General features: G+C 43.5%; 19 protein-coding genes. 9 read left to right on the top strand and 10 right to left on the bottom strand.

The window, feature by feature from the left end; translation table 11 throughout:
• Positions 1–255 precede the first annotated feature (255 nt).
• From ACI2JM_RS13600 to carA, 8 genes are all read right to left on the bottom strand, one after another.
• Complete coding sequence (locus ACI2JM_RS13600) at positions 256–1,605, bottom strand: glycosyltransferase (RefSeq protein ID WP_404644887.1); 1,350 nt, start codon at positions 1,603–1,605, stop codon at positions 256–258.
• A 149-nt stretch (positions 1,606–1,754) separates the two neighbouring features.
• On the bottom strand, positions 1,755–2,627 hold the full coding sequence (locus ACI2JM_RS13595; RefSeq protein ID WP_404644885.1) for a TIGR03915 family putative DNA repair protein: 873 nt from the start codon (positions 2,625–2,627) through the stop codon (positions 1,755–1,757).
• A 57-nt stretch (positions 2,628–2,684) separates the two neighbouring features.
• Positions 2,685–3,953, bottom strand: coding sequence for a putative DNA modification/repair radical SAM protein (locus tag ACI2JM_RS13590; protein WP_404644883.1), 1,269 nt, complete (start codon positions 3,951–3,953; stop codon positions 2,685–2,687).
• A 124-nt stretch (positions 3,954–4,077) separates the two neighbouring features.
• Positions 4,078–4,692, bottom strand: coding sequence for a hypothetical protein (locus ACI2JM_RS13585; RefSeq protein WP_404644881.1), 615 nt, complete (start codon positions 4,690–4,692; stop codon positions 4,078–4,080).
• Between the two features lie 184 nt (positions 4,693–4,876).
• The gene (locus ACI2JM_RS13580) at positions 4,877–5,845 is read right to left on the bottom strand and encodes a hypothetical protein (RefSeq protein ID WP_404644879.1); all 969 of its coding nucleotides are present in this window, start codon (positions 5,843–5,845) and stop codon (positions 4,877–4,879) included.
• Between the two features lie 499 nt (positions 5,846–6,344).
• Entirely contained in the window at positions 6,345–6,821 is a 477-nt protein-coding gene (gene greA / locus ACI2JM_RS13575) for a transcription elongation factor GreA (RefSeq protein WP_045445504.1), read from the bottom strand.
• A 395-nt stretch (positions 6,822–7,216) separates the two neighbouring features.
• Positions 7,217–10,471 carry a carbamoyl-phosphate synthase large subunit gene (gene carB / locus ACI2JM_RS13570; protein ID WP_404644876.1) on the bottom strand — a complete coding sequence of 1,085 codons (3,255 nt, stop codon included), beginning with the start codon at positions 10,469–10,471 and terminating at the stop codon, positions 7,217–7,219.
• A 206-nt stretch (positions 10,472–10,677) separates the two neighbouring features.
• Positions 10,678–11,910, bottom strand: a complete 1,233-nt coding sequence (gene carA / locus ACI2JM_RS13565) for a glutamine-hydrolyzing carbamoyl-phosphate synthase small subunit (protein WP_404644874.1) — start codon at positions 11,908–11,910, stop codon at positions 10,678–10,680.
• A gap of 437 nt (positions 11,911–12,347) precedes the next feature.
• Here carA and ACI2JM_RS13560 point away from each other — a divergent pair, with 437 nt between their 5' ends.
• Complete coding sequence (locus tag ACI2JM_RS13560; RefSeq protein ID WP_045451421.1) at positions 12,348–12,884, top strand: gamma carbonic anhydrase family protein; 537 nt, start codon at positions 12,348–12,350, stop codon at positions 12,882–12,884.
• Between the two features lie 88 nt (positions 12,885–12,972).
• Here the strand turns inward: ACI2JM_RS13560 and ACI2JM_RS13555 are convergent, their stop codons facing one another.
• Entirely contained in the window at positions 12,973–13,479 is a 507-nt protein-coding gene (locus tag ACI2JM_RS13555; protein ID WP_404644872.1) for a hypothetical protein, read from the bottom strand.
• A gap of 212 nt (positions 13,480–13,691) precedes the next feature.
• Between ACI2JM_RS13555 and ACI2JM_RS13550 the strand changes: the two genes are divergently transcribed.
• The 3 genes from ACI2JM_RS13550 to ACI2JM_RS13540 all read left to right on the top strand — a co-directional run bounded on the left by ACI2JM_RS13550 (position 13,692) and on the right by ACI2JM_RS13540 (position 15,951).
• On the top strand, positions 13,692–14,393 hold the full coding sequence (locus ACI2JM_RS13550; RefSeq protein ID WP_404644870.1) for an HAD family hydrolase: 702 nt from the start codon (positions 13,692–13,694) through the stop codon (positions 14,391–14,393).
• A gap of 116 nt (positions 14,394–14,509) precedes the next feature.
• Positions 14,510–15,605, top strand: a protein-coding gene (prfB, locus tag ACI2JM_RS13545) for a peptide chain release factor 2 (RefSeq protein WP_157292386.1) whose coding sequence is annotated in 2 segments (ribosomal slippage) — positions 14,510–14,581 and positions 14,583–15,605 — 1,095 coding nt in all. Because the reading frame shifts where the segments join, the coding sequence is not laid out codon by codon here.
• 61 nt (positions 15,606–15,666) lie between these two features.
• Positions 15,667–15,951: a pyrimidine/purine nucleoside phosphorylase gene (locus ACI2JM_RS13540; protein ID WP_397477213.1), complete on the top strand. Its 285-nt coding sequence runs from the start codon at positions 15,667–15,669 to the stop codon at positions 15,949–15,951.
• Positions 15,952–16,034: 83 nt separating this feature from the next.
• Here ACI2JM_RS13540 and ACI2JM_RS13535 read toward each other — a convergent pair whose 3' ends face one another.
• The gene (locus ACI2JM_RS13535) at positions 16,035–16,487 is read right to left on the bottom strand and encodes a GNAT family N-acetyltransferase (protein WP_404644868.1); all 453 of its coding nucleotides are present in this window, start codon (positions 16,485–16,487) and stop codon (positions 16,035–16,037) included.
• Positions 16,488–16,667: 180 nt separating this feature from the next.
• On the opposite strand from ACI2JM_RS13535, the gene ACI2JM_RS13530 reads away from it, so the two are divergent.
• The 5 genes from ACI2JM_RS13530 (at position 16,668) to clpB (ending at position 24,283) form a co-directional block, all read left to right on the top strand.
• Complete coding sequence (locus tag ACI2JM_RS13530) at positions 16,668–17,798, top strand: DNA topoisomerase IB (RefSeq protein WP_404644866.1); 1,131 nt, start codon at positions 16,668–16,670, stop codon at positions 17,796–17,798.
• A gap of 308 nt (positions 17,799–18,106) precedes the next feature.
• A complete protein-coding gene (locus ACI2JM_RS13525) occupies positions 18,107–19,825 on the top strand; it encodes an AMP-binding protein (RefSeq protein WP_404644864.1) in 1,719 nt (572 codons plus the stop codon).
• A gap of 72 nt (positions 19,826–19,897) precedes the next feature.
• A complete protein-coding gene (locus tag ACI2JM_RS13520) occupies positions 19,898–20,689 on the top strand; it encodes an SDR family NAD(P)-dependent oxidoreductase (RefSeq protein WP_404644862.1) in 792 nt (263 codons plus the stop codon).
• A 111-nt stretch (positions 20,690–20,800) separates the two neighbouring features.
• Positions 20,801–21,376 (top strand): murein L,D-transpeptidase family protein, encoded by a 576-nt coding sequence (locus ACI2JM_RS13515; RefSeq protein WP_404644860.1) that lies wholly within the window; start codon positions 20,801–20,803, stop codon positions 21,374–21,376.
• 309 nt (positions 21,377–21,685) lie between these two features.
• Positions 21,686–24,283, top strand: a complete 2,598-nt coding sequence (gene clpB, locus ACI2JM_RS13510) for an ATP-dependent chaperone ClpB (RefSeq protein ID WP_045445524.1) — start codon at positions 21,686–21,688, stop codon at positions 24,281–24,283.
• Positions 24,284–24,454 lie beyond the last annotated feature (171 nt).

Here is a 24,454-nt window from a genome sequence, read left to right as displayed (position 1 = left end):
AGTGGCGTTTTAACTACAGTGATCCAAAACGTCAATTACACCAGCTAAAACAATGGGTTAAACAGGAACTGAACTAGTTATCTAGGACAGCCCCTAACGTTTTAATAACCACTTAAGTTGATGTTTAAATAATCATAGTGATTTCCCGCGCGGCTTCTAAAAATAGAAGCCGCGTTTTTTTGCATGAAATAATTCATTGTGAAAACACGCCCCAGCAAGCTGTTAGATATTAGCCTAAGTAATAAAGTGATAGGTTTACAGGTCTTTATGATCTTGAAGCGTTTCTGAGTCAGTAGGCGAATTTGAGGGACTCATCGCTTTAGGTTTTTCTTTGATAAGCTTTACTTTAGTTTGTTTATCGGCTGGTGCAAGCGCGATATAAGCAGACTCAGGCTTCTTACTAGTGGGTTTAGAGGATTTTTTTAGCGTCTTGTTAATTCTTTTGACAGCAGCGGCATCGCTTGCAGCTTGTTCCTCTGCGAGTGAGTCGTCGTATAAACCTTGATAGACAGCGAGGGTTTCTTCAATCATCTCACGCATGGTGAATTTATTGGTCATTTCAGGCCGTGTGATGCTTTCTAATTGATTTCTCACGGCTTTACATAGCGCATTGGCATTGTATTTTTTGACCAGCCCTTGAGGATATAGCGGTTGTAAAATTTCACTAAATGCGGCCTGATCCCAACCAATAACGGGTGTGCCTAAATGAATCGCTTGTAAGGCGTTGATGCCGATTGATTCAGGCTCATTCGCAAGCGCCATGACGATATTGGCGGCTGAGAGCCATTCACGCATGTCATTACGTTTGCTGCCTACATAAGTAATGCGATCAGCCAACCCTAATGTATTAGTGCGTTGGCGGAAATCTTCATGCGCGACGTCACCATCTCTATAATCATCATCCATGATAATGACGTGGATGTTAGGGAACTGCTCTTGCAAGTTGCCCAAAATATCAATCAGCCATTCCTGACCATATTCGTTACCAATAATAGTTGGAAATACCAGCCATTTTTTATGCTCAAGCTCAGGATATTCAGCAAAAGTATGCCGTAGCCAATAAACAGACGGATTATGACGATAAGGATAGCGGCGCGTATCGATACCACGGTAGATGCGTTTGATGACTTTGGGGTCGGCATCTTCTCGGCGCAGGCCTTTTTTTAGATAATTGGTCACACTATCGGAGACAGTAATGATGGTATCGACATCGAGTAAGGCTTGAGAGTATTTATTGATCGGATAAAAACCATACATGGTTGACACTAGCTTTGGTATCCGCTTGACACGGGCGCGGCGCAATGCCAAATGCAGTATCCATGCAGGTGTGCGTGAGTGCACATGGATCACGTCAGGATCGTACTCTTCAATTAAACGCCGCAGCGCCGTGACTTGTAGTAACGACAGCCAAGACTTTTTATTCATGTGTATCTGATGATAGTTATTGCCATCACGCTTTAGGCGTTTGACCAGATCATTATCTTCATCGGCGCTAGAGACGATGATAGATGTATGGCCATTTTTGACCAATGCGCGCCCAAGATGAAAAATACCGCGCTCGGATTCATCATGCTTTAAAGACGATAATAAGCGCATAACTTTCATAATGGCATTGGTGACCAGTTCATAATAACAAGTGGCTATTGTCAGTTAAAAGCCGCCAAAACTCAACCATCAAGATAAAAAGATAAGGTTATATGGTCGAGTTTCTAAGAGAGAGACGCATAAAGGCTTGAATCGAAGGATAAAAGTCACTAGCGACGTTTCTGTAAATGCTCAGCATTGGGCAGTACTTGTTTTTCGCTTAAGTATTTCCAATAGCGCTGCGGCAAGTATTGCTTATGCAAACGTGGGTTTTTACGCTCTTTGATGTTGACGTTGGTAAAGTAACCTTGCCAAAATTTTTGATAGCGCTGCTCGTCCTCGCTATGAATACTGGCAGGATTGCGCAGCACGGCATTATCTAAATCAGTGATGGTTTGCAGGGCAGCGGGGCGTTTAGGCGTGCTTTGGTTCTTATCATAATAAATGCCATAGCCACGGGATAAATCATAAATCGCCCAGTGTTGGTCTTGGTAGCGCTGACGAAAATGCTCACCAATTAGCGGTAAGACATTAAAATCAGGCTCTACTCGCGCAAAATAGATATCGTCAGTGGTATGCTCAAAACGTACAAAGGCTTCCATACGATGCTTCTCACGACCAACAGACTTGACCGTTTGCACCAGCTCTAAAACATTAAGATTACCCAAATCCTCCATAATATGGCGGCTAGGGTAGTCAATAGCATATTTGACCACTTGAAATAGAGTCGTACCGATATTGTCTTTTTCGGATAAAAATCCCCAGAGAATATTACGCATGCCTGAACGACCTAAGAGCTTATTCAGCTTTATCAGTACGCGTTCAGCATTGTCTTCATCAGTAGTAACGCTATTCGCCTGTGCGATTAATGAAGGTACATAGCAATCTTGAGCGATTAACTGTAGAGAATCATCGTTTTGCAGTTTATTGGCATAGACATAAAATACCGCACTTAGCCAACCCTCAAAACTTGGCTCATAAAGCACGATGCTGGGTGTTAAGTGACCGACAGTATAGTCGTGGCTTTGCAGCAGTTGTGACATCTATATTCCTATTTAAAATAGTAATTATTGAAACAATGCTAATTACAACAGTGCTATTTAAAACAAAGCCAGTTGCCCATTACGCTGGTCTTTATACTTGGTCTGCGTCTGTGCCAATACATATTGCCGGAAGTTATCACGCGTTAAATGCGCTAAATGTTCGTTCTTGCCAGTCGTTGCGATGAAGTATTTGGCGCGATTGACCGCCGCGCCCATTTTTTTGAGATGATAAAGTGTCAACTGATTAAACTTGCGCGCCTTTACTATTTTTTTAGCCGTTTTGGTGCCGATACCGGGAATGCGCACAATCATCTCATAGCTTGCGGTTTGAATATTAACCGGAAAATGCTCACGATGGCGGATTGCCCAAGCAAGCTTTGGATCACAGTCCAAATCTAAGAACGGCGAGTCAGGTTCAACGATTTCATGCGCACCAAAGCCATAAAAACGCATCAGCCAATCCGCTTGATACAGACGGTTTTCACGTATCATTGGCACAGGCGTTCCAATCGCTGGCAAGCGGCTGTCGGACAACATAGGTACATAGCCAGAATAGTAAACGCGTTTTAAATCATACTGTTTATAGAAATGACTCGATAACTGAATTACTTGCAAGTCAGTCTCGTTACTCGCGCCAACAATCATTTGACTGGTTTGACCTGCTGGCACAAATTTCGGTGCTTTTTTATGGGTTTTACGGCTCTCTTTGATCGTAATAATTTCAGTTTGAACCGTTTCCATCGGTGCTTTTAATTCATCATGTGACTTCTCTGGTGCGAGCAGTGCTAGACCTGATTTGGTCGGAATCTCGATATTAACGCTTAAGCGGTCAGCATACAGACCAGCTTCTAATAGCAACTCTTTTGATGCACCCGGAATGGTTTTTAGGTGGATATAGCCATTAAAACGCTCACGGGTACGTAATATCTTGGCGACCTCGACCAAGCGTTCCATCGTATAATCGCCACTTTTAAAAATACCTGAGCTCAGAAATAACCCTTCGATATAGTTACCGCGATAAAACTGCATGGTTAAATCAACGACTTCCTCGACGCTAAAAGCAGCGCGTGGGGTGTCATTACTTTTGCGTGAGGTGCAATAAGCGCAATCGTATATACAGTGATTGGTTAAGAGGATTTTTAACAAGCTGACGCAGCGACCATCTTCAGTGTAGCTGTGACAAATACCAGTTGCAGAAGCATCGCCCAGACCACCGCCTTGGTTTTTGCGCGTACCAGCGGAGGATGAGCAAGAAACATCATATTTAGCAGCATCCGCTAAAATATTGAGCTTGCCTTGTAGTCGTTCATAATTGATGGTGGCCATAATTGCGATTTACCAATTCATTCATAGGTTGTTATTTTAGCAAATAGGCTTGTAAGTCACTGGAATTATTGAAGAAATATTGATTTCATGCGACAACTATTGTCGTGCTATTTATGAGATTTTTTTAATTATGAGAGCAGGGATTAGGCAACGTTTGAACCACTTTTTCTGAGAAGTATTCTTTGACAATGAGACGTCCTTTTTTATCAAACTCGACGTTGTACTTGGGGTAAGCTGCAAAAGCGTCTGGGTCATAGGTCGAAGGAAAATCGATTTCTTTATCTGAAAAAAATCGGCTAGCCGTCCATAATTGTTTATCATTATTATATCTAACGCTACACCGACTGTTTAGGTCAAAGGTGAAATAACGGTCAAAGTATTGCTCCTTGCCGCCACGACCAAATAGCATGTTAGCACCGCACGGATTGCCACAGCCGATATAGACATGATAAGTATCTTTATCGATTTTTTTAAGCGAAGTATGGTTCCAGCCGTAATGACCTATTCCATCCATAAGCACAGTTTCTATTACTTCGCCATTATTTAACGTTTCGCTTTTAAGGATATAACCATCATCGCAAAATTCATTATCGTTCTTAGTTATATATGCAGTACAAATTTTCGACATATAAAAGCTAGCGTCAAATTTTGGTTCGGCAGCTTCAGCCCAAGATATAGAACTAAAAATACAGCCATAAATAATAAAAACCAATGAATAGAGAGGAGTAAATTTATACATGGAAATAATGACCAGATATTTGTTTTGAGTTAATAGCACTATAGCAAAAGGTTGGTTGTTAAGGAATAAGGTACACTCATCAAAAAGGTCTTGCTGACTAGGAAATTAGCCGGCAAGACCTTTTATTAATTTTAAGATTTATTAAATAACAATATTTTCAAATCTAAACTTTAAAATCTAATTTTCACTGAACTTTCGCACGTATAACAACCGTTTGCGGTGCATTAGCAGGAAGGTCAACCAAGTTCCATTTTAGTCCAGAATAGTTTTCTGTGATGACTACAGTATTGCCAACTTGTTGGATAGTCTGATAACTGTCGCCGCCTGTTGTCGCAAGCGTTGGTAGTGGGCTATTCAATGATACCAATTGCACGCCATTTGGCAGTGACACCATGGCATTGATGTCAGTGACGGGTTGTGCCGTGGTATTGGTATACGTGGTGTGGTATTCGATGATGTCGCCAGGTGCGATATGGTTCGCAGGTACAGCCACTTCGCGACCATCTTTATTTTTTAATATTTTCATCACTTTGGTTTGTGCATTCACCACGTCAGGCGTACTAAAGGTCGGGGTCAGTTGCAGAGCATCTAAAGACGTAGATACTATTTGCGTCGTTGCAGGTTGGTTCGTCACTACGGTTGTCGTTGGTGTATTGATGACTGGCAATTGGGTAGCCGTCGTCACAGGCAATACTTGCGTCACGCTAGTCGTCGGCACAGCTATGACATCAACCTTGCTGGTTTGATTAGTGACTTGGTTGGTCACAGGTACGCTCGTAACCGTGGTGCTGCCTTGGGTGACGACCGTATTGTTCGCACCATTACTGGCGACTTGGCGAACCGTATAGCGTGGAACGTTAGTTACTTGAGTCACCGCATAAGGCATGCCGTCTTGCATAGTGATGCCGTGTGGTGTCGCTGTAATGGTCGCGGTTTTACCGTCAGAATACTGCTCAACGACGGTAGTGCTACTACCAGCAGACGAAGTGATGGCGATTTCAGGCACAGCATGTGCGGTAGATACCGTCAATAAAGCACCTGCTAAAATTGTTGGAATAGCAGTGCTTATCATGCTTTTTTTGACGAGGCTGTGCTGGGTAAATGCCTTCTTATTTATAGTCAGTAACGCTGGCATATCGATGTGTATGGTCATAATAGATTCCTTTAAAATAACAGTAAATAAAGCCGCTAATGTAGTAGCAGAAAGCAAAGCGTAAAAAATAACGCTTAGAAAACAACACCTAGAAAAGAAAAACCCCCGTCAAATGAGCATGTAAACCATGTCAAATAACGAGGGTAAAGATACTAATGATAGCCAACGTTCGCTATCTCCCCATCATTATTTTAGTCAGTTGCTAAGCACCTATGTCTAATGCTTAGAATAAGACACTTGTAATAGGCACAAGGCTCAGCATCTATACTCGAGCAATTATGCGCTAAAACAAACAGACTAAAAAAGCAGCGTTGTGTAACTTCTGCTCTATTCATAATGAGGTTGTGTACTGCTTTCTACGCTCATTTGCTAGGCAAATTGCCAGCTGATTCGCGTTAAAATACTGCTGTCATCAAAAGCTTTTTATTTATCAAAGAATTACCTATCAAAGAATTACTATTAAAGGCTTTCTATCCAGATATTTCTCAAATCAGGAAAATTAATCGTAAATCACTTTCATGATTTCGTATTCGACCACGCCTTTTGGCGTTTCAATACGTGCTTCATCGCCTTCAGACTTACCAATCAAACCACGTGCGATCGGTGAATTGACTGAGATTTTACCCGCTTTAAAGTCTGCTTCATCATCACCAACGATTTTGTATTGTTTTTCTTCTCCGGTGTCCATGTTTTCGATAACGACGCTCACGCCGAATATCACACGACCATCTTTTGGCAATGTTGCAGGATCAATCACTTGCGCGCCGCCAAGTTTGGCTTCGATATCACGGATACGCGCTTCACAAAAACCTTGCTGTTCGCGAGCAGCATGATATTCAGCATTTTCTTTTAAATCGCCGTGTTCACGAGCTTCAGCGATAGAAGCAGTGATGCGTGGACGGTCGATACTTTTTAACTGTTTTAATTCGGCTTCTAGAGCCGCATGTCCTTGCGGAGTCATGGGATAACGTTGCATGTTTTTTCCTTAAACCAATAACACCACACCATCTCCTACTCTTAGTGAATAGTGAGATGGTGTCAGTGTTATTGCAATGAATATGTGAAGATATAAAAAGAATGAGGTTTAGACTGCGTAACAACTAAACACGCGCTTATCTGTGAGCATGGATACACTGACAAACAAGACACTTTAACCTTACGTAATAAAAAGCATAGTCGCAGTTTAGCCACTATGCTTTTTAGGTCTATCTTTTTAAAACTTTATTTTTTTAAAGTACTGCTTTTTTAAGCCGTACGTTTTTTTAAAGCCCTATTGTTATATGAAAATCGATAACAAGTTTTGCATCCGCTGTTAAACAAGCGTTGCCGTTATGCTTAATCTACTGAAATTATGCTGCTAAGTCAATAGAGCTAAGCAATAGTCTTTGCTTGTTCGTGCAAATCTTGTAGCTTATAGACCTCAAACGGTAGGTCAATGGCATAAGATTTACAAACCGCGTCTGCCGCCCCTAAAGTCGTCACATAAAACACTTTACCTTGCAGGGCGCTACGGCGGATAGAGAATGAATCCTCTTGTGCCTGTTTGCCTTCAGTGGTATTGATAATAAGGTCGATTTTACCATTTTTCAAGGCATCGACGATGTGCGGGCGACCTTCGGTAACTTTATTAATTTGCTTGCATTCAATACCAGCATCGGCCAATATTTTTTGAGTACCAGTGGTTGATACAATGTTAAAACCAAATTCGACAAGCTGGCGAGCGATAGGGGCGATTTGTGCTTTGTCACTATCACGTACTGAGATAAAGACAGTTTTGGTTTCGCCTTCGGTCGGTAGACCTGGCAGACGCTCATTACTACCGATAATGGCTTTATAAAATGCTTCGCCAAAGGTTTTACCGACGCCCATTACTTCACCTGTTGATTTCATCTCAGGGCTCAAGATTGGGTCAACGCCAGGGAATTTAGCAAACGGGAATACTGCTTCTTTGACCGCATAAAATGAGGGAACGATTTCAGTGGTAAAACCTTGGTCTTTCAATGAGGTGCCAGCCATACAGCGCGCCGCGATTTGCGCTAAAGAAGTACCGATACATTTAGAGACAAACGGCACGGTACGGGCAGCGCGAGGGTTCACTTCTAAGATATAAATCGTTTCACCTTTTACGGCAAACTGGACGTTCATTAAGCCGACAACACCAAGCTCTTTTGCCATGGCGACCGTTTGCGCGCGCATCACATCGCACAGCTCATCAGATAGCGAGTAAGGCGGCAATGAACAGGCTGAGTCGCCAGAGTGTACGCCTGCTTGTTCGATATGCTGCATGATACCGCCAATCACGACGTCTGTACCGTCGCTAACGCAGTCAACATCGACTTCGATCGCATCATCTAAGAAGCGGTCTAATAATACTGGCGCTTCGTTTGACGCTTGTACTGCAGTACGCAAGTAGTGTCTTAGCTCGTCTTCGTTATAGACAATTTCCATCGCGCGACCACCAAGTACATAAGATGGGCGTACAACTAGAGGATAACCAACGTCTTTTGCCTTGACCAAACCATCTTCTAAGCTCGTCGCTAAAGCATTGGTTGGTTGAATAAGGTTCAATTGCTGAATCATATGTTGGAAGCGTTCGCGGTCTTCTGCGCGGTCAATCGCATCTGGGCTAGTACCAATGATTTTTACGCCAGCAGCTTCAAGAGCACGGGCTAGTTTCAATGGCGTTTGACCACCAAACTGTACAATCACACCATCAGGATTTTCGATACGGACTATTTCTAACACGTCCTCTAACGTGATTGGTTCGAAATACAGACGGTCAGAAGTGTCATAATCGGTTGAAACCGTTTCAGGGTTACAGTTCACCATGATGGTCTCATAGCCGTCTTCGCGCATGGCAAGGGCGGCGTGTACACAGCAATAGTCAAACTCGATACCTTGACCGATACGGTTAGGACCGCCACCGATCACCATGATTTTCTTGTTATTTGTTGGATTGGCTTCACATTCGCTGTCGTAGGTTGAGTACATATAAGCGGTGCTGGTGGCAAATTCTGCCGCGCAGGTATCAACGCGCTTATAGACTGGATAGACGTTTAAGTCCCAACGCTTGGTGCGTAGCTGCTTTTGTGAGACGCCAAGGAGTTTTGCTAAACGCAAATCTGATAAACCTTTACGCTTAAAGTTGCGCAAATTCTTTTCGGTTAAACCGCCAAAGCTCAGTGCTTTAACTTGTGCTTCAGTTTTCACGATATCTTCGATTTGTACCAAGAACCATGGATCGATTTTGGTTAAGTTGAATACTTCATCGACGCTCATACCGATACGGAAAGCATCGGCAATATAATAAATGCGTTCAGGCGTTGGAATGGTTAAGCGATTGGTGATTTCGCTACGTGCCTTTTCAATGCTAACTTTCGATAAGTCAATTTGCTCATCAAAACCATCATTGCCAGTTTCCATACCACGTAATGCTTTTTGCATCGACTCTTGGAAGTTACGACCAATCGCCATCACTTCACCAACCGATTTCATTTGGGTTGATAGAACATTATCGGCTTGTGGGAACTTTTCAAAGTTAAAACGTGGAATTTTTGTGACCACATAATCAAGCGCAGGCTCAAAGCTGGCTGGCGTTTTGCCACCTGTAATGTCATTTTGCAATTCATCTAGCGTGTAACCAATGGCTAATTTCGCCGCGATTTTAGCAATCGGGAAACCAGTGGCTTTTGACGCCAATGCTGATGAGCGTGACACACGTGGGTTCATCTCGATGACGACCATACGACCCGTATCAGGGTTAATACCGAACTGAACGTTTGAGCCGCCTGTTTCAACGCCGATTTCACGCAGTACTGCCAATGAGGCATTACGCATGATTTGGTATTCTTTGTCGGTCAAAGTTTGTGCTGGCGCAACCGTGATTGAGTCGCCCGTATGCACACCCATTGGATCAAAGTTCTCAATCGCACAAATGATAATGCAGTTGTCGTTTTTGTCACGAACCACTTCCATCTCATACTCTTTCCAACCGATTAATGATTCATCGATGAGCAATTGATGATTTGGTGATAAATCAAAGCCACGCTCACAAATCTCGATAAATTCATCGCGGTTATACGCGATACCGCCGCCTGAGCCGCCCATGGTGAACGACGGACGAATGATACACGGATAGCCCATTTTTTCTTGGGTCACAAATGCTTCTTCCATGGTCTCAGCGGTTTCAGCGCGCGGGCATTCAAGGCCGATACGCTTCATGGCTTTATCAAATAAGTTGCGATCTTCTGCCATCTCGATTGAGTCTTTGGTCGCGCCAATCAATTCGCAGTTGTACTTGGTCAATACGCCATGCTTGTCTAATTCTAAGGCACAGTTTAGCGCCGTCTGACCACCCATGGTTGGCAAGATGGCGTCAGGGCGTTCTTTAGCAATGATTTGCTCAACGGTCTGCCAAGTGATTGGCTCAATATAAGTCGCGTCCGCCATGGTAGGGTCAGTCATGATGGTCGCAGGGTTTGAGTTGACCAAGATGACGCGATAGCCTTCTTCTTTTAGCGCTTTACAGGCCTGTGCACCCGAATAATCAAACTCACATGCTTGACCGATGACGATAGGACCTGCGCCTATGATAAGAATGCTTTTTATGTCGATACGTTTTGGCATAGTTAGGGCTACCTTCGTTAGTATGATATTTTAATTGATTTATATTCGGCTAAACTCGTATTTGAACAGTGCTATATTTTAATAAAACACCACTTTAATAAAACGATATTTTGCGTGGCTCAGCTTAAACCATCATGCGTGATCTAAGCTGTATAACGAATACTTACTGCTTGCTAATGACTGATACTTAAAAGCTGATTAACTGCTTAAGCTTTAGCCGCTGCCATCATATCTGCAAACTTATCAAACAGTGGCGCACAATCATGCGGACCTGGGCTGGCTTCTGGATGACCTTGGAAGCTAAAGACAGGCTTATTGGTCAGCTCGATACCTTGGTTGGTACCATCGAATAATGAGCGATGGGTAGATTTAACGTTATCAGGCAGCGTGTCTTCATCAACCGCAAAACCATGGTTCTGACTGGTAATCATAACCGTGCCAGCTGCTAAGTCTTGAACTGGATGGTTGGCGCCGTGATGACCGGTTTTCATTTTAATGGTGTTTGCGCCGCTAGCTAGACCAATCAACTGATGACCTAAGCAGATGCCAAAGGTTGGCACATCAGTTTTTTCAATAATATGACGTACGGCATCGATAGCATAGTCGCAGGCTGCAGGGTCGCCAGGACCGTTTGATAAAAAGATACCATCTGGGTTCATCGCCAGCACATCTGCGATAGGTGTTTGTGCAGGAACGACGGTTACATGACAGCCGCGGTCGACTAGCATACGCAGGATATTGGTTTTGCTACCAAAGTCATAAGCGACGACATTGTATTTTGCTTCGATATGCGTGCCTAGTTGCTTGAAAAATCCGCCTGTACCGCTATCATGACTGCCAATGGCATCACGGTTAAGTAGGGTATCTGATAAATCCCACGTACCTGCTGTCCATTCGAAGCGCTCTTTCGTGCAGCATTCTTTTGCCAAGTCCATGCCTTCGATACCAGCAAACTCTTGTGCCAATTTGATGGCTTGTTGCTCGTCAGCAGCGCTGATGGTCTCGCCGTTGGATGCGGTCATAATACAGCCATTTTGTGCGCCTTTATCACGTAATAGACGGGTCAATTGGCGCGTATCAATTTCAGCGATTGCAATGGTATCGTTACGTGATAAATAGTCGCTTAATGATTCTGAATTACGGAAGTTTGAGGTGACCATCGTTGCATCACGGATGATAAGACCGTCGGCCCATACTTGATGACCATTGCCAGACTCAGTGTCCTCGCTATTGGTACCAGTATTGCCGATGTGCGGATAGGTTAGCGTGACCAGCTGGCGCGCATAACTTGGGTCGGTTAGGATTTCTTGGTACCCTGTCATGGCTGTATTAAACACCACCTCACCGACACGATGACCGAGACTGCCGATACTCACACCGCGAAAAATCGTACCGTCTGCTAATGCCAAAATTGCTTGTATTTCTGCCGATGAATTCAAGGTTTGCCTCCGCTGTTATTAGTGAGTGCCATGATTTTCATGATGAAATTTTGGATTGAACGCGGCTTTTTGTATCGCAAAAATTGCTATTAATGGATACTAAAAAACACCTAAACCCAAAATTTTCCCACAAAAAAGCGAGAAGACATTATTGATGGAAACTACAAAACCCACTAGATAGTGAATAGGTAACTTGCATCATGTCCGCTCGCTTAGGCACAGATTTTGCGCATTATATACAATATGCCCGCAGATAGCCAGCCGATTTTTAGATTGAAAAGTATGCCTTTAATTATTGGCCGTTAATAGCGCTGGATTTTCCCTTTTGGCTTTGCCACAATGGACAGCAAATCGAGATATCTGGTCTTTATGATTCGCTTTCATGACTAATTTTCATGACTGACCTATTTCATTACTATATATAACAAGGAGCCGTTATGATTTATCAATATTTAAACAAGGTGCCCGAATTCGCGGTACCTTTTAATGGTTGGGTCGCAGACTCAGCACGAGTGATAGGTGATGTCTATTTGGGTCATCAAGCTAACGTGTGGTTTGGGGCAGTGATTCGCGGTGATAATGAGCGCATTCATATCGGCGATTATAGTAATGTGCAAGAAAACAGCGTCATTCATACTGATGCAGGTATTGAGGTCAAAATCGGCAACTATGTCACCATTGGTCATTTAGCGATGCTGCACGGCTGCGAAGTCGGTGACAATAGCTTAATTGGTATTGGGGCAGTGGTATTGAATAATGCCAAAATTGGTAAAAATTGCATTATTGGTGCTAAGGCATTGGTCACTGAAGGCAAAGTTATTCCGGACAATTCACTCGTCATGGGTGCCCCTGCAAAGGTGGTCAAAACCTTAACGGACGAGCAAGCAGCGATGTTGAAATTATCAGCGATGCATTATGCGGAGCGTTGTCAAAAATTTAAAACGGGCTTAACAGAAGTGGCCATGCCTGATTAAGCAGAAATTTATAAAGAATCCTTGAATTGTTTGATATTGATCTATTTTTTTATATAAATCAGGCAAACGTTTTTTACATAGAGAAGCTTTATACCATCAGCATCATGACCAGCCAAATGATGGCAAAAATGATAATACCAATAATCAGTCCGCGAAAAATATCGTGGCGTATAGAGTAGTCATTAAGGTAAGCGTTATGATTGGTTGTTTCGTTGATGTTGAGCGCATTGACGCTTTCAGCGCCAGCATTTTTACCAACGATAAAACCCATGATTGCGCCTACGACCAACATAAATGGGGTGAATAACCAAAAAACGTCGCCATTACCTATACCAGCTATTGAGCGAATGACAACAATGGCAAGATCGATCAGTAAACCGCCAACGCCGTACATCACACCATTTAAGAGCGCATACAGTATACGGTCGAAAGGTGATTGATAGCTTTTACCCAACTGACGTTGTCTGATTTCTTTGATCGAACGGGCAGGGCGACGCGTTTTACTTGGCAAAACATTTTTGACATCAGGCGTTTCCATGCGATTCTCTATTTTTATGATGAAGTAAGCAAAACAGATACTAGGGCGTATCACCATTTTTAGCACCATTTAGGCACTTTCGTTCAGATTGAGGACACAGCCTAACCACAAGTTATATAAATAAATTTACCATAATTTTGTTTGGTAAACAGTAGCATTCACTAAAAATTATTGAGAAATTTTTTCATATCATTATCTATCTCCAAAGCGGAAGTTATTAAAAACCAGTTGTATTTCTGTCCTTCAACAAACAATAATAAGGTCTCATTATGCAGGCAACACAAGCACAACTTTCTCCAAAAGAGCTGGCACTTTTTGATTTAGACCATACTTTGCTCGACGTCGATAGCGACTATTTATGGGGCGAGTATATCGTCAAACACGACCTCGTCGATGAAGCGCAATACCGCACGGCCAATCAAAAGTTTTACCAAGACTATATCAAAGGTACGCTTGATGCGACGGAATATAATGAATTTGTGGCGCAGTTTTTAAGTAGCTTGCCGATGGATAGATTGCATGAGCTACGAGAAGACTATATTAAAAGTGAAATTGAGCCGCACATACGCCCAAAAGCGATGGAAGTACTTTGTCAGCATGTTGAAAAAGGTCATGAGGTGGTGATTATTTCTGCCACCAATGATTTTGTGGTATCCGCCATTGCCAAGCGTTTTGGTATCGAAGGTGCCAATGTGCTATCAACGCCGCTTGAGATAAAAAATGAGCGCTATACGGGCAAACTTACTGATAAACCAAACTTTAAAGAGGGTAAGATTTACCATCTGAATAAATGGCTAGAGAAGCAGCAATCAGCAGGCACGACTTTTGATAAAACTTATGCTTATTCAGATTCCAAAAATGACATTCCATTGCTTGAGTGGGCGGATGTGGCTATTTGTGTGTCACCCGACGATGCGCTACATGCTCATGCATTGTCGCATCGCTGGGCAGTAGAGGATTGGTCGATTTAGGCGGTTTAACGTTATTTAATATAAAGCCAGTCATAATTAGCCAACTATTTATCGTCAATCTCATTTAAAATAGCGCCATATCAGTGAGATATTTATTTAAAAAGACAGGAAACTTTATGGAAATCAATCCGTATCAAGAACGAATCAAAGATTTATCAGAGCGTGGGCAGGACTTGCGGAGGTATCTTTGACTTCGATGGTAAGCAAGAACGCTTAGAAGAAGTCAATTTAGAGTTAGAAAACCCCGAGCTATGGAATGATCCAGAGCGTGCGACTAAGATTAATAAAGAAAAAAGCCAGCTTGATGGCGTCATCGATGTTGTGGTGTCGCTTGAGAGTACATTGGAAGATGCGTCTGCCATGCTGGAGCTGGCGGTAGAAGCAGAGGATGAATCCTTGCTGGCGGATGTGCAAGCAGAGCTCGACAATGCGGAGAAACGCGTTGCGGATTTAGAATTCCGTCGCATGTTTAGTGGCGAGATGGATCCTAATAACTGCTACTTAGATATCCAGTCGGGTAGTGGCGGCACCGAAGCGCAAGATTGGGCGGAGATGCTGTTGCGTATGTATACCCGCTGGGCGGAATCGCATGGCTTCAAAGTTGAGGTCATTGAGGTATCTTCTGGTAGCGTGGCTGGTATTAAATCAGCAACGATTGAGATTAAAGGGGATTACGCTTTTGGTTGGTTACGTACCGAAATCGGCGTGCATCGCTTAGTCCGTAAATCGCCATTTGATAGCAATAACGGTCGTCATACCTCGTTTGCTGCCGTTTTTGTGTCGCCTGAAATTGATGATAATATCGAGATTGATATCAATCCAGCAGATTTGCGTATTGATACTTATCGTTCATCTGGCGCAGGTGGTCAGCATGTGAACACGACCGATTCTGCGGTACGTATCACCCACGAGCCAAGTGGCGTGGTGGTCACTTGTCAGAACGAGCGTAGCCAGCATGGGAACAAAGCGACGGCGATGAAGTTGCTGCGTGCTAAGCTTTATGAGCTTGAAATGCAAAAACGGATGGAATCACAGCAAGCGGTTGAAGACGGTAAGTCTGATGTCGGCTGGGGCAGTCAAATTCGCTCGTACGTGCTCGATGACTCACGTATTAAAGACTTGCGTACGGGTGTTGAAACCTTTAACACTGGTGCGGTGCTAGATGGTGACCTCGATCAGTTTATCGAGGCGAGTCTAAAAGCAGGACTGTAAAAGGATGTTTTAAACAAGCAGCCGTTTTAAAATAGTAACCAATATTTAATTAAGGAAAATTATGCCAAGCGTTAATAATTATTTTGATGATAAAGTGACTTCTATTGCCTTTCAAACGGCTACCAAGCCTGCGACTGTCGGTGTCATGGAAATTGGTGAGTATGAGTTTGGCACTAGTGAATTCGAAACCATGAGTGTGGTGAGCGGTGCATTGACTGTTAAGCTGCCAGAGAGTGATGAGTGGCAAACGTTTAACGCTAGCGAGCAATTCACGGTTGAAGCCAATCAAAAGTTCCAAGTAAAAGTAGACGTCGAAACCGCTTATCTATGTGTATATGGTAAATAACGACTTCTAAGTTATGGCAGTATCAAAACGAAAAACGCCAAGTATTTTATGCTTGGCGTTTTTTATTTCTGAACTATAAAAAACTATAAGTTTTTACGGTACTGCACCATGTCCGTTAAGCTTGCGACTTTGTCATACAGTTGGCGTGCATCAGCATTACTTTCTTGAGTTTTCCAATAAACGTGATTACAGCCTTTTTCATCAGCAAAGTTGTATACCGCTTCAATTAATACCCGTCCGATACCCTTTCCACGTACAGACTCATTGACATAGAGATCTTGTAGATAACAACATGCCGTACTACTCCAAGTCGTTAAATGTATTACTACATGAGTAAAACCTACCAAAATATCATCCTTCCACGCCCCAAATCCATAAATAGCTACATTGCTATCTAGCAAGTTGCGCCATGTTGTATCAATCGTGCTCATTGGCAAACTGGTCTCATAAAATGTTAGATAGTCTTGCCACAATATCAACCAAAAGTCATAGTCGGCTTTAGAGAGTGGTGCTATTGTGATAGAAGTGTTTTTCATTGTGCTTTACTCAACTTAAGTTTTGATAGCCATTAAATTATGACCTAAAATTCAATGGTTGAGAACCCTGCCATTCGCTTACTTTTACACAGCATTACACTTTGTCTGTGCCAAATAAACAGCAAAAACTACCGTCATTAATTATGCTAAAACCATGAATTCTCAAAGGTATACAGGTTTATGACAAAGGCAAAATTACAGACTAGCCAGCAGACAATGACCAAAGATGTGCGTCATGATTACGAGCATCTCGCACGCCGCGCTAATTTGCGTTATGTGAGTGACAATGAACCAGGCTACGAGCGTAGACGTTGGGGTCGCGGCTTTACTTATCGTGATGCAACAGGCAACACGGTCAAAGACAAAGCATTGCGTCAGCGTTTTGATGCATTGGTGATACCGCCCATGTGGTCAGAGGTGTGGATATGCCAAGACGAACGAGGCCATCTGCAATCAACAGGGCGAGACGAAAAATCGCGCAAACAGTATCTGTATCATCCGTCATGGAACAACATCCGTGACCAAGCAAAGTTTGATGCGATGATAGGATTTGCAGAGGCGCTGCCCAATCTACGCGCGCAGGTGGAGATAGATTTGGAAGCAGAGTCATTATCGCGCACCAACGTACTCGCTGCCGTCGTTAAATTGCTAGAGACCACTTTGATTCGTATTGGTAATAGCCGCTACGCCAAGCAAAATAAAAGCTATGGTCTGAGTACGCTACGCAGCAAGCATGTTAGTGAAACCGACAATGGACTGGCGTTTGATTTCGTCGGAAAAAGCGCAAAAGAACACCACATTGAGCTGCAAGATGAGCGATTGATTGACATCGTGCAGGCCTGTTCTGAGCTGCCAGGCTATCAGATATTCAAATATCTAGATGATAATGGGCATAAGCAAGTCGTTGATAGTAGTGATATCAATGACTACTTACGGATGCATACGTGCGGCATGGACTGCGAAAGCAAGCTGTACAGTGCAAAGGATTTTCGTACATGGATGGCAAGCGTGCTCGCAGCAAGCTACCTTTATGACGAACTACAAACGACTGCAGGCGCTAACATATTAGCCAGTGCGCCAGAAAGCGCTGAGCGACAGCAATTAGTCACTGATATGGTAAAAAGCGTGGCAGCAGAGCTAGGCAACACACCAACCGTATGCCGTGCCTCTTATATTCATCCCATTATCATTGAGCATTTTTTGGCAGGGCAGTTTTTTGAAACTTACAAACGAGCACGCCGCGGACGAACCAAAAAATACCAAAGCTGTGAAGAAAAAGCATTGTTAGGGTTTTTAAGAGCTGATGTTTAGGTGTGAGGTCTTAGATAATAATATTGAGGTATTAATTCTCTAATAGAAAATTGAAAATATGTGGCAGTACTTTGGCTATTGATTGTAGGTGTCTTCGCGGACTTATAGCGAATTAATGATAATTAGTTATAGATTACCTCTATTTCTATAAAATAAAAATGATACGTTATGTATTGAAATAAACGTAAAAATGCGTTACTAATAGAGCATAATAAATACGAACCTATGAAACGGTCTATAGGATGTGACCGTTTTGCAATCATAAATACCATTTTACCAGTGACCTGCTATTGCTAAAGGATTAGCTTATGAACACCGCCTCTCAAACTCTGACGAATACAGATACAGACACTACCGTCGCACCAAAAAATTATACCGATTACTATAATAATTTTGATATGGATACATTGCTGTCAGAAATCTTTGGCAAGCAGGTGGATGATCGACTAAATGCTTATATGGCTTGCTGTGGTCGCCATGTACGCGATGGCCGCGCTGAAAATGCTGCGTTAGTACATGAAGACACGGCAGGCAATATAACGCGCATGACTTTTGGTGAGCTTGACAAAGCGAGTGCTCAAATCGCTAACTTGCTACAGTCGTATGGTGTAAAAGCGGGCGATAAGGTAGCGACCATGCTACCACGCACGCCTGAGCTGCTAACCGTTGTATTGGCAACATGGCGTATCGGAGCCGTATATCAGCCGCTATTTACCGCTTTTGGCTATGATTCAATCAAGTATCGGATGGATAAAGCCGATACCAAAGTCATTTTTACTAACTTAGAAAATCGCAGCAAGTTTGAAGACTTGGCTGAGCAAACCAAAATGGTGTTGGTCGGCAGTGTGGAAGATGCCCAGATATGGGGTGACGATCATTATAGCCAGTCTATGGCAGCACAGTCGCAAACGATCGAACCCGTGATCCTCGATACGGATGCGCCATTTTTGCAAATGTTTACCTCTGGTACGGTTGGTAAATCAAAAGGCGTCAGCGTTCCATTGGCCGCATTACCTGCTTTTTACCTATATATGCGTTATGCCATCGATCTACGCGAAGATGATCAATATTGGAACATGGCAGATCCAGGCTGGGCATATGGCTTGTACTATGCCATTACAGGGCCTCTGCTACTGGGCATCACCACTTATTTTAATGAAGCAGGATTTGACGCGACTAATACCCGTGAGTTTATGGTGCGTCACAAAATTACCAACTTGGCCTCTTCACCAACTGCATTTCGAATGATGAAATCTAGCGGCGTATTTGATAATAAAGACAACAATGACGTTGACCTTGATACCAATGCCAAGCTGTCTTTACGCTGTGCCAACTCGGCAGGGGAGACGCTAAACACCGAAGTCGTTAATTGGGTTGAGACCTATCTAAACTGCCAAGTAAAAGATCAGTACGGTCAAACAGAAACCGGCATGACTTGCTGTGCGCACCATGCGCTGAAACACGAATCTCCAGTTGGCTCAATGGGTATGGCGCTACCAGGTCATACGCTAGTGGTACTAGATGATGATATGAATGTACTGCCAGATGGTGAACAGGGTCAGCTAGCAGTCGTCGTCAGTCAGTCACCTGCGTTTTATTTCCGTGGTTATAGCTGGAAAGAAAAACAAGCCTTTGTAGATGACTACTATCTGACAGGTGATGTGGTGGAGCGTCATAGTGATGGCAGTTATTGGTTCTCAGGGCGTGATGATGACATTATCATTACGGCAGGTTACCGCGTGGGGCCTACTGATGTCGAAAACACCGTCTTAGAGCATGACGCAGTGGCAGAGTCTGCGGCTGTGGGCGTGCCAGACGAAGTGCGTGGACATACGATCAAATCTTACGTGGTGTTAAAAGAAGGTATCGAAGGTAGCGAGCAAATCGCCAAAGAAATCCAAGAGCTGGTGCGCAAACGTCTATCCACTCATGCCTATCCACGTGAGGTCGAGTTTGTGACCGAATTACCAAAAACACCAAGTGGCAAGATTCAACGCTTTTTGCTACGTAGTTTATCTGCCGCGTAACTACCCAATAGAGCGTTTATAGATAATTCATAGAAAACAGCTAATAAGAAATGAAGATTTAAAGGAATAAACATGCAAATTAAACAGAATAGCTTTTTGGTCACAGGCGGCGCATCAGGTTTGGGCGAGTCAGTGGTTCGGGCGATTGTCGGTCAAGGCGGTAACGTCGTCATTGCTGATCTAAACGAATCAGCAGGGCAAGCACTGGTCGCTGAGCTAGGTGATAGTGCGCGCTTTGTACGCTGTGATATCACTAACGGTCATGAAGTACAATCAGCGGTTGAGATGGCAGAGTCAGCTTTCGGCGGCCTACAAGGTTCAATCAACTGTGCTGGTATCGTAGTGGTACAAAAGTTACTGGATCGTGATAACAATCCGGCAGACCTTGAGTCATTTAGCCGCGGGGTCAATGTCAATCTGGTTGGTTCATTCAATGTCGCCCGTTTGGTCGCTGCTAGCATTGCAAAGCGCATAGCTAGTGATAGCAATGCAGGCGACCATATAGAAAAGAATGTAGATCAAGGTATTATTATTAATACAGCCTCTATTGCAGCCTTTGATGGTCAAGTAGGTCAAGCCAGCTATTCATCGTCCAAGGCAGGCGTAGTTGGTCTAACCTTGCCGCTTGCTCGCGAGCTGGCACGTCATGGTATACGCGTTATGACTATCGCACCAGGGGTTTTTGCTACGCCGATGATGGAGTCTATTCCAGAAAAAGCCCGCGAGCAGCTAGAAGCAGGCGTGCCTTATCCCAAGCGTTTGGGCGCACCCAATGAGTTTGCCAAATTGGTGACTCATATCATTGACAATGCCTATCTAAATGGCGAGGTGATCCGCTTAGATGGTGCGATTCGCATGGTGTAACAGCATAGCGATTGATTCATTACTTTTGCATAAAACGTATCTACAGAATCTGGCATAGTGTTTTGATACATATGATTAATGACGAAAAATTAATTATGAGGATCAAAGCCTATGTCATTTTTTTATAATAAATTTCACCACTCAAATGAGCAGCGCACGTATTGGTTGCTTATGGGCATTAGTTTTGCTGCTATTGTAAGCACCAGTGCTATTGCTTATGCCAAAAACTCCTCAACATCCAAAAACCCCATTCCTGCGTCGGCAGTCATTGATCGAGTCTTCGTCGACAAATCAGATCGTATCTTAACATTGATGAGCGGTGGTAAAGCCGTTAGGTCGTATCGTATTGCGCTAGGGGGTAGTCCATCGGGACATAAGCAACAAGAAGGCGATCAGCGTACGCCCGTTGGAATTTATACCTTAGATTATAAAAATGAGAAATCTATTGCGCATCGTTCTATCCATATTAGCTATCCAAATGATAAAGACAAGGCACGAGCGAATTCATTAGGGGTCAATCCGGGTGGCGATATCATGATTCATGGGCAAATGAATGGCTTTGGACATTTGGGCTGGTTGAATCAAAGGCGAGATTGGACCGATGGTTGTATCGCGGTTACCAATGATGAGATGGATGAGATTATGGCATCGGTGATACTTGGTACTCCTATCGAAATTGTGGAGTAGCATAGTCGGATTATGATTGGGTCTATGCTCAATAAGTGCATTGCTTATTACCGTATTCAACGTAAATTTCTCTTTAATTTACATCAATAAAATGGCGTTTCCTGCCTACTAACTATATTTAACTGGTATTAATAACCCGTTTAAATATTATTAATAATCAATATCATTGCTTTAAGTAAGGTTTTATTTGGTAATTGTCTTGAAATAGGTGTATATATACCTTATATAAGTGACAGATAACAGTGGGCACTAGACTAAGATAATCCTTAGAAGGCTCACTGAAAATACTAATTATAAAAGGATATAAACATGAGATTTGAGAAGTTTACGCAAAAACTGCAATCCGCCATTCAAGAAGCACAGAGCCTAGCGTTAGGTCGCGACCACACGGGCATTGATCCTGTGCATCTGCTTGCAGTATTGCTACAGGATGAGTCTAATTTATCTATCTGCCAACAAGCAGGCGCGTCTATCCCTGCGCTAAAGAATGGTGTGGCAAAGGCGCTCGACAATCAAGCAACGATTAGTGAGCCAACAGGTGATGTGAATTTAAACCCAAATTCGGTTAAAATTTTGAACTTGGCAGACCGCCAAGCACAAAAAGAAGGCGATGATTTTATCGCCACTGAATGGGTGATGTTGGCGCTCGCTGAGCAAGGTGAAACCAAAAAGATATTTGAGAGTGCGGGCGTAACAGCGAGTAAATTAAAAACAGTCATTGAGCAATTGCGAGGTGATGATACGGTGAATAACCAAAACGCTGAAGATCAGCGTGATGCGCTGAATAAATATACGATTAACTTAACTGAGCAGGCGGAACTTGGTAAGCTTGACCCTGTGATTGGTCGCGATGAAGAGATTCGTCGTACCATTCAAGTACTGTCACGTCGTACCAAAAATAACCCAGTACTGATTGGTGAGCCAGGTGTTGGTAAAACGGCTATCATTGAAGGTTTGGCACAAAAAATCATCAATGGTGACGTGCCAGAAGGACTACGCCGCAAAGAGGTGTTGTCGTTAGATTTGGGCTCATTGATTGCGGGTGCAAAATTCCGTGGTGAGTTTGAAGAGCGACTCAAAGCGGTACTCAGCGATTTATCAAAGCAAGAAGGCAATGTCATCTTATTTATCGATGAGTTGCATACTTTAGTAGGTGCTGGTAAAGCCGATGGCGCGATGGATGCCGGTAATATGCTAAAACCTGCGCTTGCGCGTGGTGAGCTACACTGTGTCGGTGCGACAACTCTCGATGAGTATCGCCAGTACATCGAAAAAGATGCGGCGCTTGAGCGTCGTTTTCAAAAGGTACTGGTCGATGAGCCAACGGTCGAAGACACCATTGCGATTTTACGTGGTCTAAAAGAGCGTTATGAGCTGCACCACGGTGTTGATATCCAAGACAGCGCGATTATTGCTGCTGCGCGGATGAGCCATCGTTATATTACCGATCGCAAGCTGCCAGATAAAGCGATTGACTTAATTGATGAAGCGGCAAGTCGTTTACGTATGGAGATGGACAGCAAGCCTGAAGCCTTAGGTAAGCTTGATAGTCGCTTGATTCAGTTGAAAATGCAGCGCGAAGTGCTCAAAAATGAAGAAGACGCTGGTGCGCAAGCAGAGCGTAAAGTGCTTGATGCACAAATTGAAGAGCTAGAAAAAGAGTACGCTGACCTTAATGAGATTTGGCAAGCAGAAAAAGCCTTGGTCAAAGGCAGTCAGCAGCTAAAAGACGAGCTGGATAAAGCGCGTATCGCCTATGACAAAGCCAGTCGTGAAGGGGATTACGAGACCATGAGTAAGCTGCAGTATGAAACGATTCCGCAGCTAGAGCGTCGCATTACTGAGTCTGACTTGGCAGAACAAAAAGAGCAGACAGGCGAAGGTAGTGGTGTAAAACTACTACGTAATAAAGTCACGGATAATGAAATTGCCGAAGTCGTAGCGGCAGCAACAGGTATTCCTGTGAGTAAAATGATGCAAGGCGAGCGTGACAAGATGATAGCGATGGAAGAAAAGCTCCATGAACGCGTCATCGGTCAAGATGAAGCCGTCGAAGCGGTCGCCAATGCGGTACGCCGTAGCCGTGCTGGTTTGTCTGATCCGAATCGCCCTTCAGGTTCGTTCTTATTCTTAGGACCAACGGGTGTCGGTAAGACTGAGTTGACCAAGTCACTAGCGAACTTCTTATTCGATAGTGAGGATGCGATTGTTCGTATCGACATGAGTGAGTATATGGAGAAGCACAGTGTCAGTCGTTTGGTGGGTGCGCCTCCAGGTTATGTGGGCTATGAAGAAGGTGGTGCATTAACCGAAGCGGTACGCCGTAAGCCTTATAGTGTAATTTTGTTTGATGAAGTTGAAAAAGCGCACCCTGATGTGTTCAATATCTTGCTACAAGTATTGGACGATGGTCGCTTAACGGACTCACAGGGTCGTGTGGTGGACTTCAAAAACACGGTCATCATTATGACCAGTAACTTGGGTTCGCACAAAATCCAAGAGATGGTCGGTGAAAGTTACGAAGACATCAAAGCTGAGGTGATGGAATCAGTTGGGCAGCATTTCCGCCCAGAGTTTGTCAACCGTATCGACGAGATTGTGGTATTCCATCCGCTCGGCATGTCGCAGATGTCAGGTATTGCTGCGATTCAGTTGGATCGCTTGCGCCAGCGTTTGCATGAGCGTGAGATGGATATTGAGTTATCAGCTGATGCGATGAACAAACTGGTTGCGATTGGTTATGATCCTGTCTATGGCGCACGCCCACTAAAACGTGCGATCCAGCAGGAAATTGAAAACCCATTGTCATTGAAGCTATTGGCTGGTGATTTTGGCGCAGGAGATATCATCAAAGTCGATGTCGGCGCAGATGATAAGTTGGTGTTTGAGAAACGTAGCATGAATTAATATCTAACCCTAACTGACCGTGGTTTAAAACCAACCTCTTACTTGCCTATTTTTTCTACAGGCAGGTAAGGGGTTTTTTTGTGCGCTATTATTATTTACGGTTTGAGTGCTTTGACTATGTTATAAATAAACTAAGCACTAAAAACTAAGCAATAGGAATAAGACATCAAC

Source organism: Psychrobacter sp. NPDC064578 (assembly GCF_044901245.1).
Classification (GTDB): domain Bacteria; phylum Pseudomonadota; class Gammaproteobacteria; order Pseudomonadales; family Moraxellaceae; genus Psychrobacter; species Psychrobacter cibarius_C.
This window is presented reverse-complemented; position numbering and strand designations above follow the sequence as displayed.

Excerpts from the sequence above, each read along its gene's own strand:
- ACI2JM_RS13600 (WP_404644887.1), bottom strand. The coding sequence starts at position 1,605 with ATGAAAGTTATGCGCTTATTATCGTCTTTAAAGCATGATGAATCCGAG.
- ACI2JM_RS13595 (WP_404644885.1), bottom strand. The coding sequence starts at position 2,627 with ATGTCACAACTGCTGCAAAGCCACGACTATACTGTCGGTCACTTAACA.
- ACI2JM_RS13590 (WP_404644883.1), bottom strand. The coding sequence starts at position 3,953 with ATGGCCACCATCAATTATGAACGACTACAAGGCAAGCTCAATATTTTA.
- ACI2JM_RS13585 (WP_404644881.1), bottom strand. The coding sequence starts at position 4,692 with ATGTATAAATTTACTCCTCTCTATTCATTGGTTTTTATTATTTATGGC.
- ACI2JM_RS13580 (WP_404644879.1), bottom strand. The coding sequence starts at position 5,845 with ATGACCATACACATCGATATGCCAGCGTTACTGACTATAAATAAGAAG.
- greA (WP_045445504.1), bottom strand. The coding sequence starts at position 6,821 with ATGCAACGTTATCCCATGACTCCGCAAGGACATGCGGCTCTAGAAGCC.
- carB (WP_404644876.1), bottom strand. The coding sequence starts at position 10,471 with ATGCCAAAACGTATCGACATAAAAAGCATTCTTATCATAGGCGCAGGT.
- ACI2JM_RS13560 (WP_045451421.1), top strand. The coding sequence starts at position 12,348 with ATGATTTATCAATATTTAAACAAGGTGCCCGAATTCGCGGTACCTTTT.
- ACI2JM_RS13555 (WP_404644872.1), bottom strand. The coding sequence starts at position 13,479 with ATGGTGATACGCCCTAGTATCTGTTTTGCTTACTTCATCATAAAAATA.
- ACI2JM_RS13550 (WP_404644870.1), top strand. The coding sequence starts at position 13,692 with ATGCAGGCAACACAAGCACAACTTTCTCCAAAAGAGCTGGCACTTTTT.
- ACI2JM_RS13540 (WP_397477213.1), top strand. The coding sequence starts at position 15,667 with ATGCCAAGCGTTAATAATTATTTTGATGATAAAGTGACTTCTATTGCC.
- ACI2JM_RS13535 (WP_404644868.1), bottom strand. The coding sequence starts at position 16,487 with ATGAAAAACACTTCTATCACAATAGCACCACTCTCTAAAGCCGACTAT.
- ACI2JM_RS13530 (WP_404644866.1), top strand. The coding sequence starts at position 16,668 with ATGACAAAGGCAAAATTACAGACTAGCCAGCAGACAATGACCAAAGAT.
- ACI2JM_RS13525 (WP_404644864.1), top strand. The coding sequence starts at position 18,107 with ATGAACACCGCCTCTCAAACTCTGACGAATACAGATACAGACACTACC.
- ACI2JM_RS13520 (WP_404644862.1), top strand. The coding sequence starts at position 19,898 with ATGCAAATTAAACAGAATAGCTTTTTGGTCACAGGCGGCGCATCAGGT.
- ACI2JM_RS13515 (WP_404644860.1), top strand. The coding sequence starts at position 20,801 with ATGTCATTTTTTTATAATAAATTTCACCACTCAAATGAGCAGCGCACG.
- clpB (WP_045445524.1), top strand. The coding sequence starts at position 21,686 with ATGAGATTTGAGAAGTTTACGCAAAAACTGCAATCCGCCATTCAAGAA.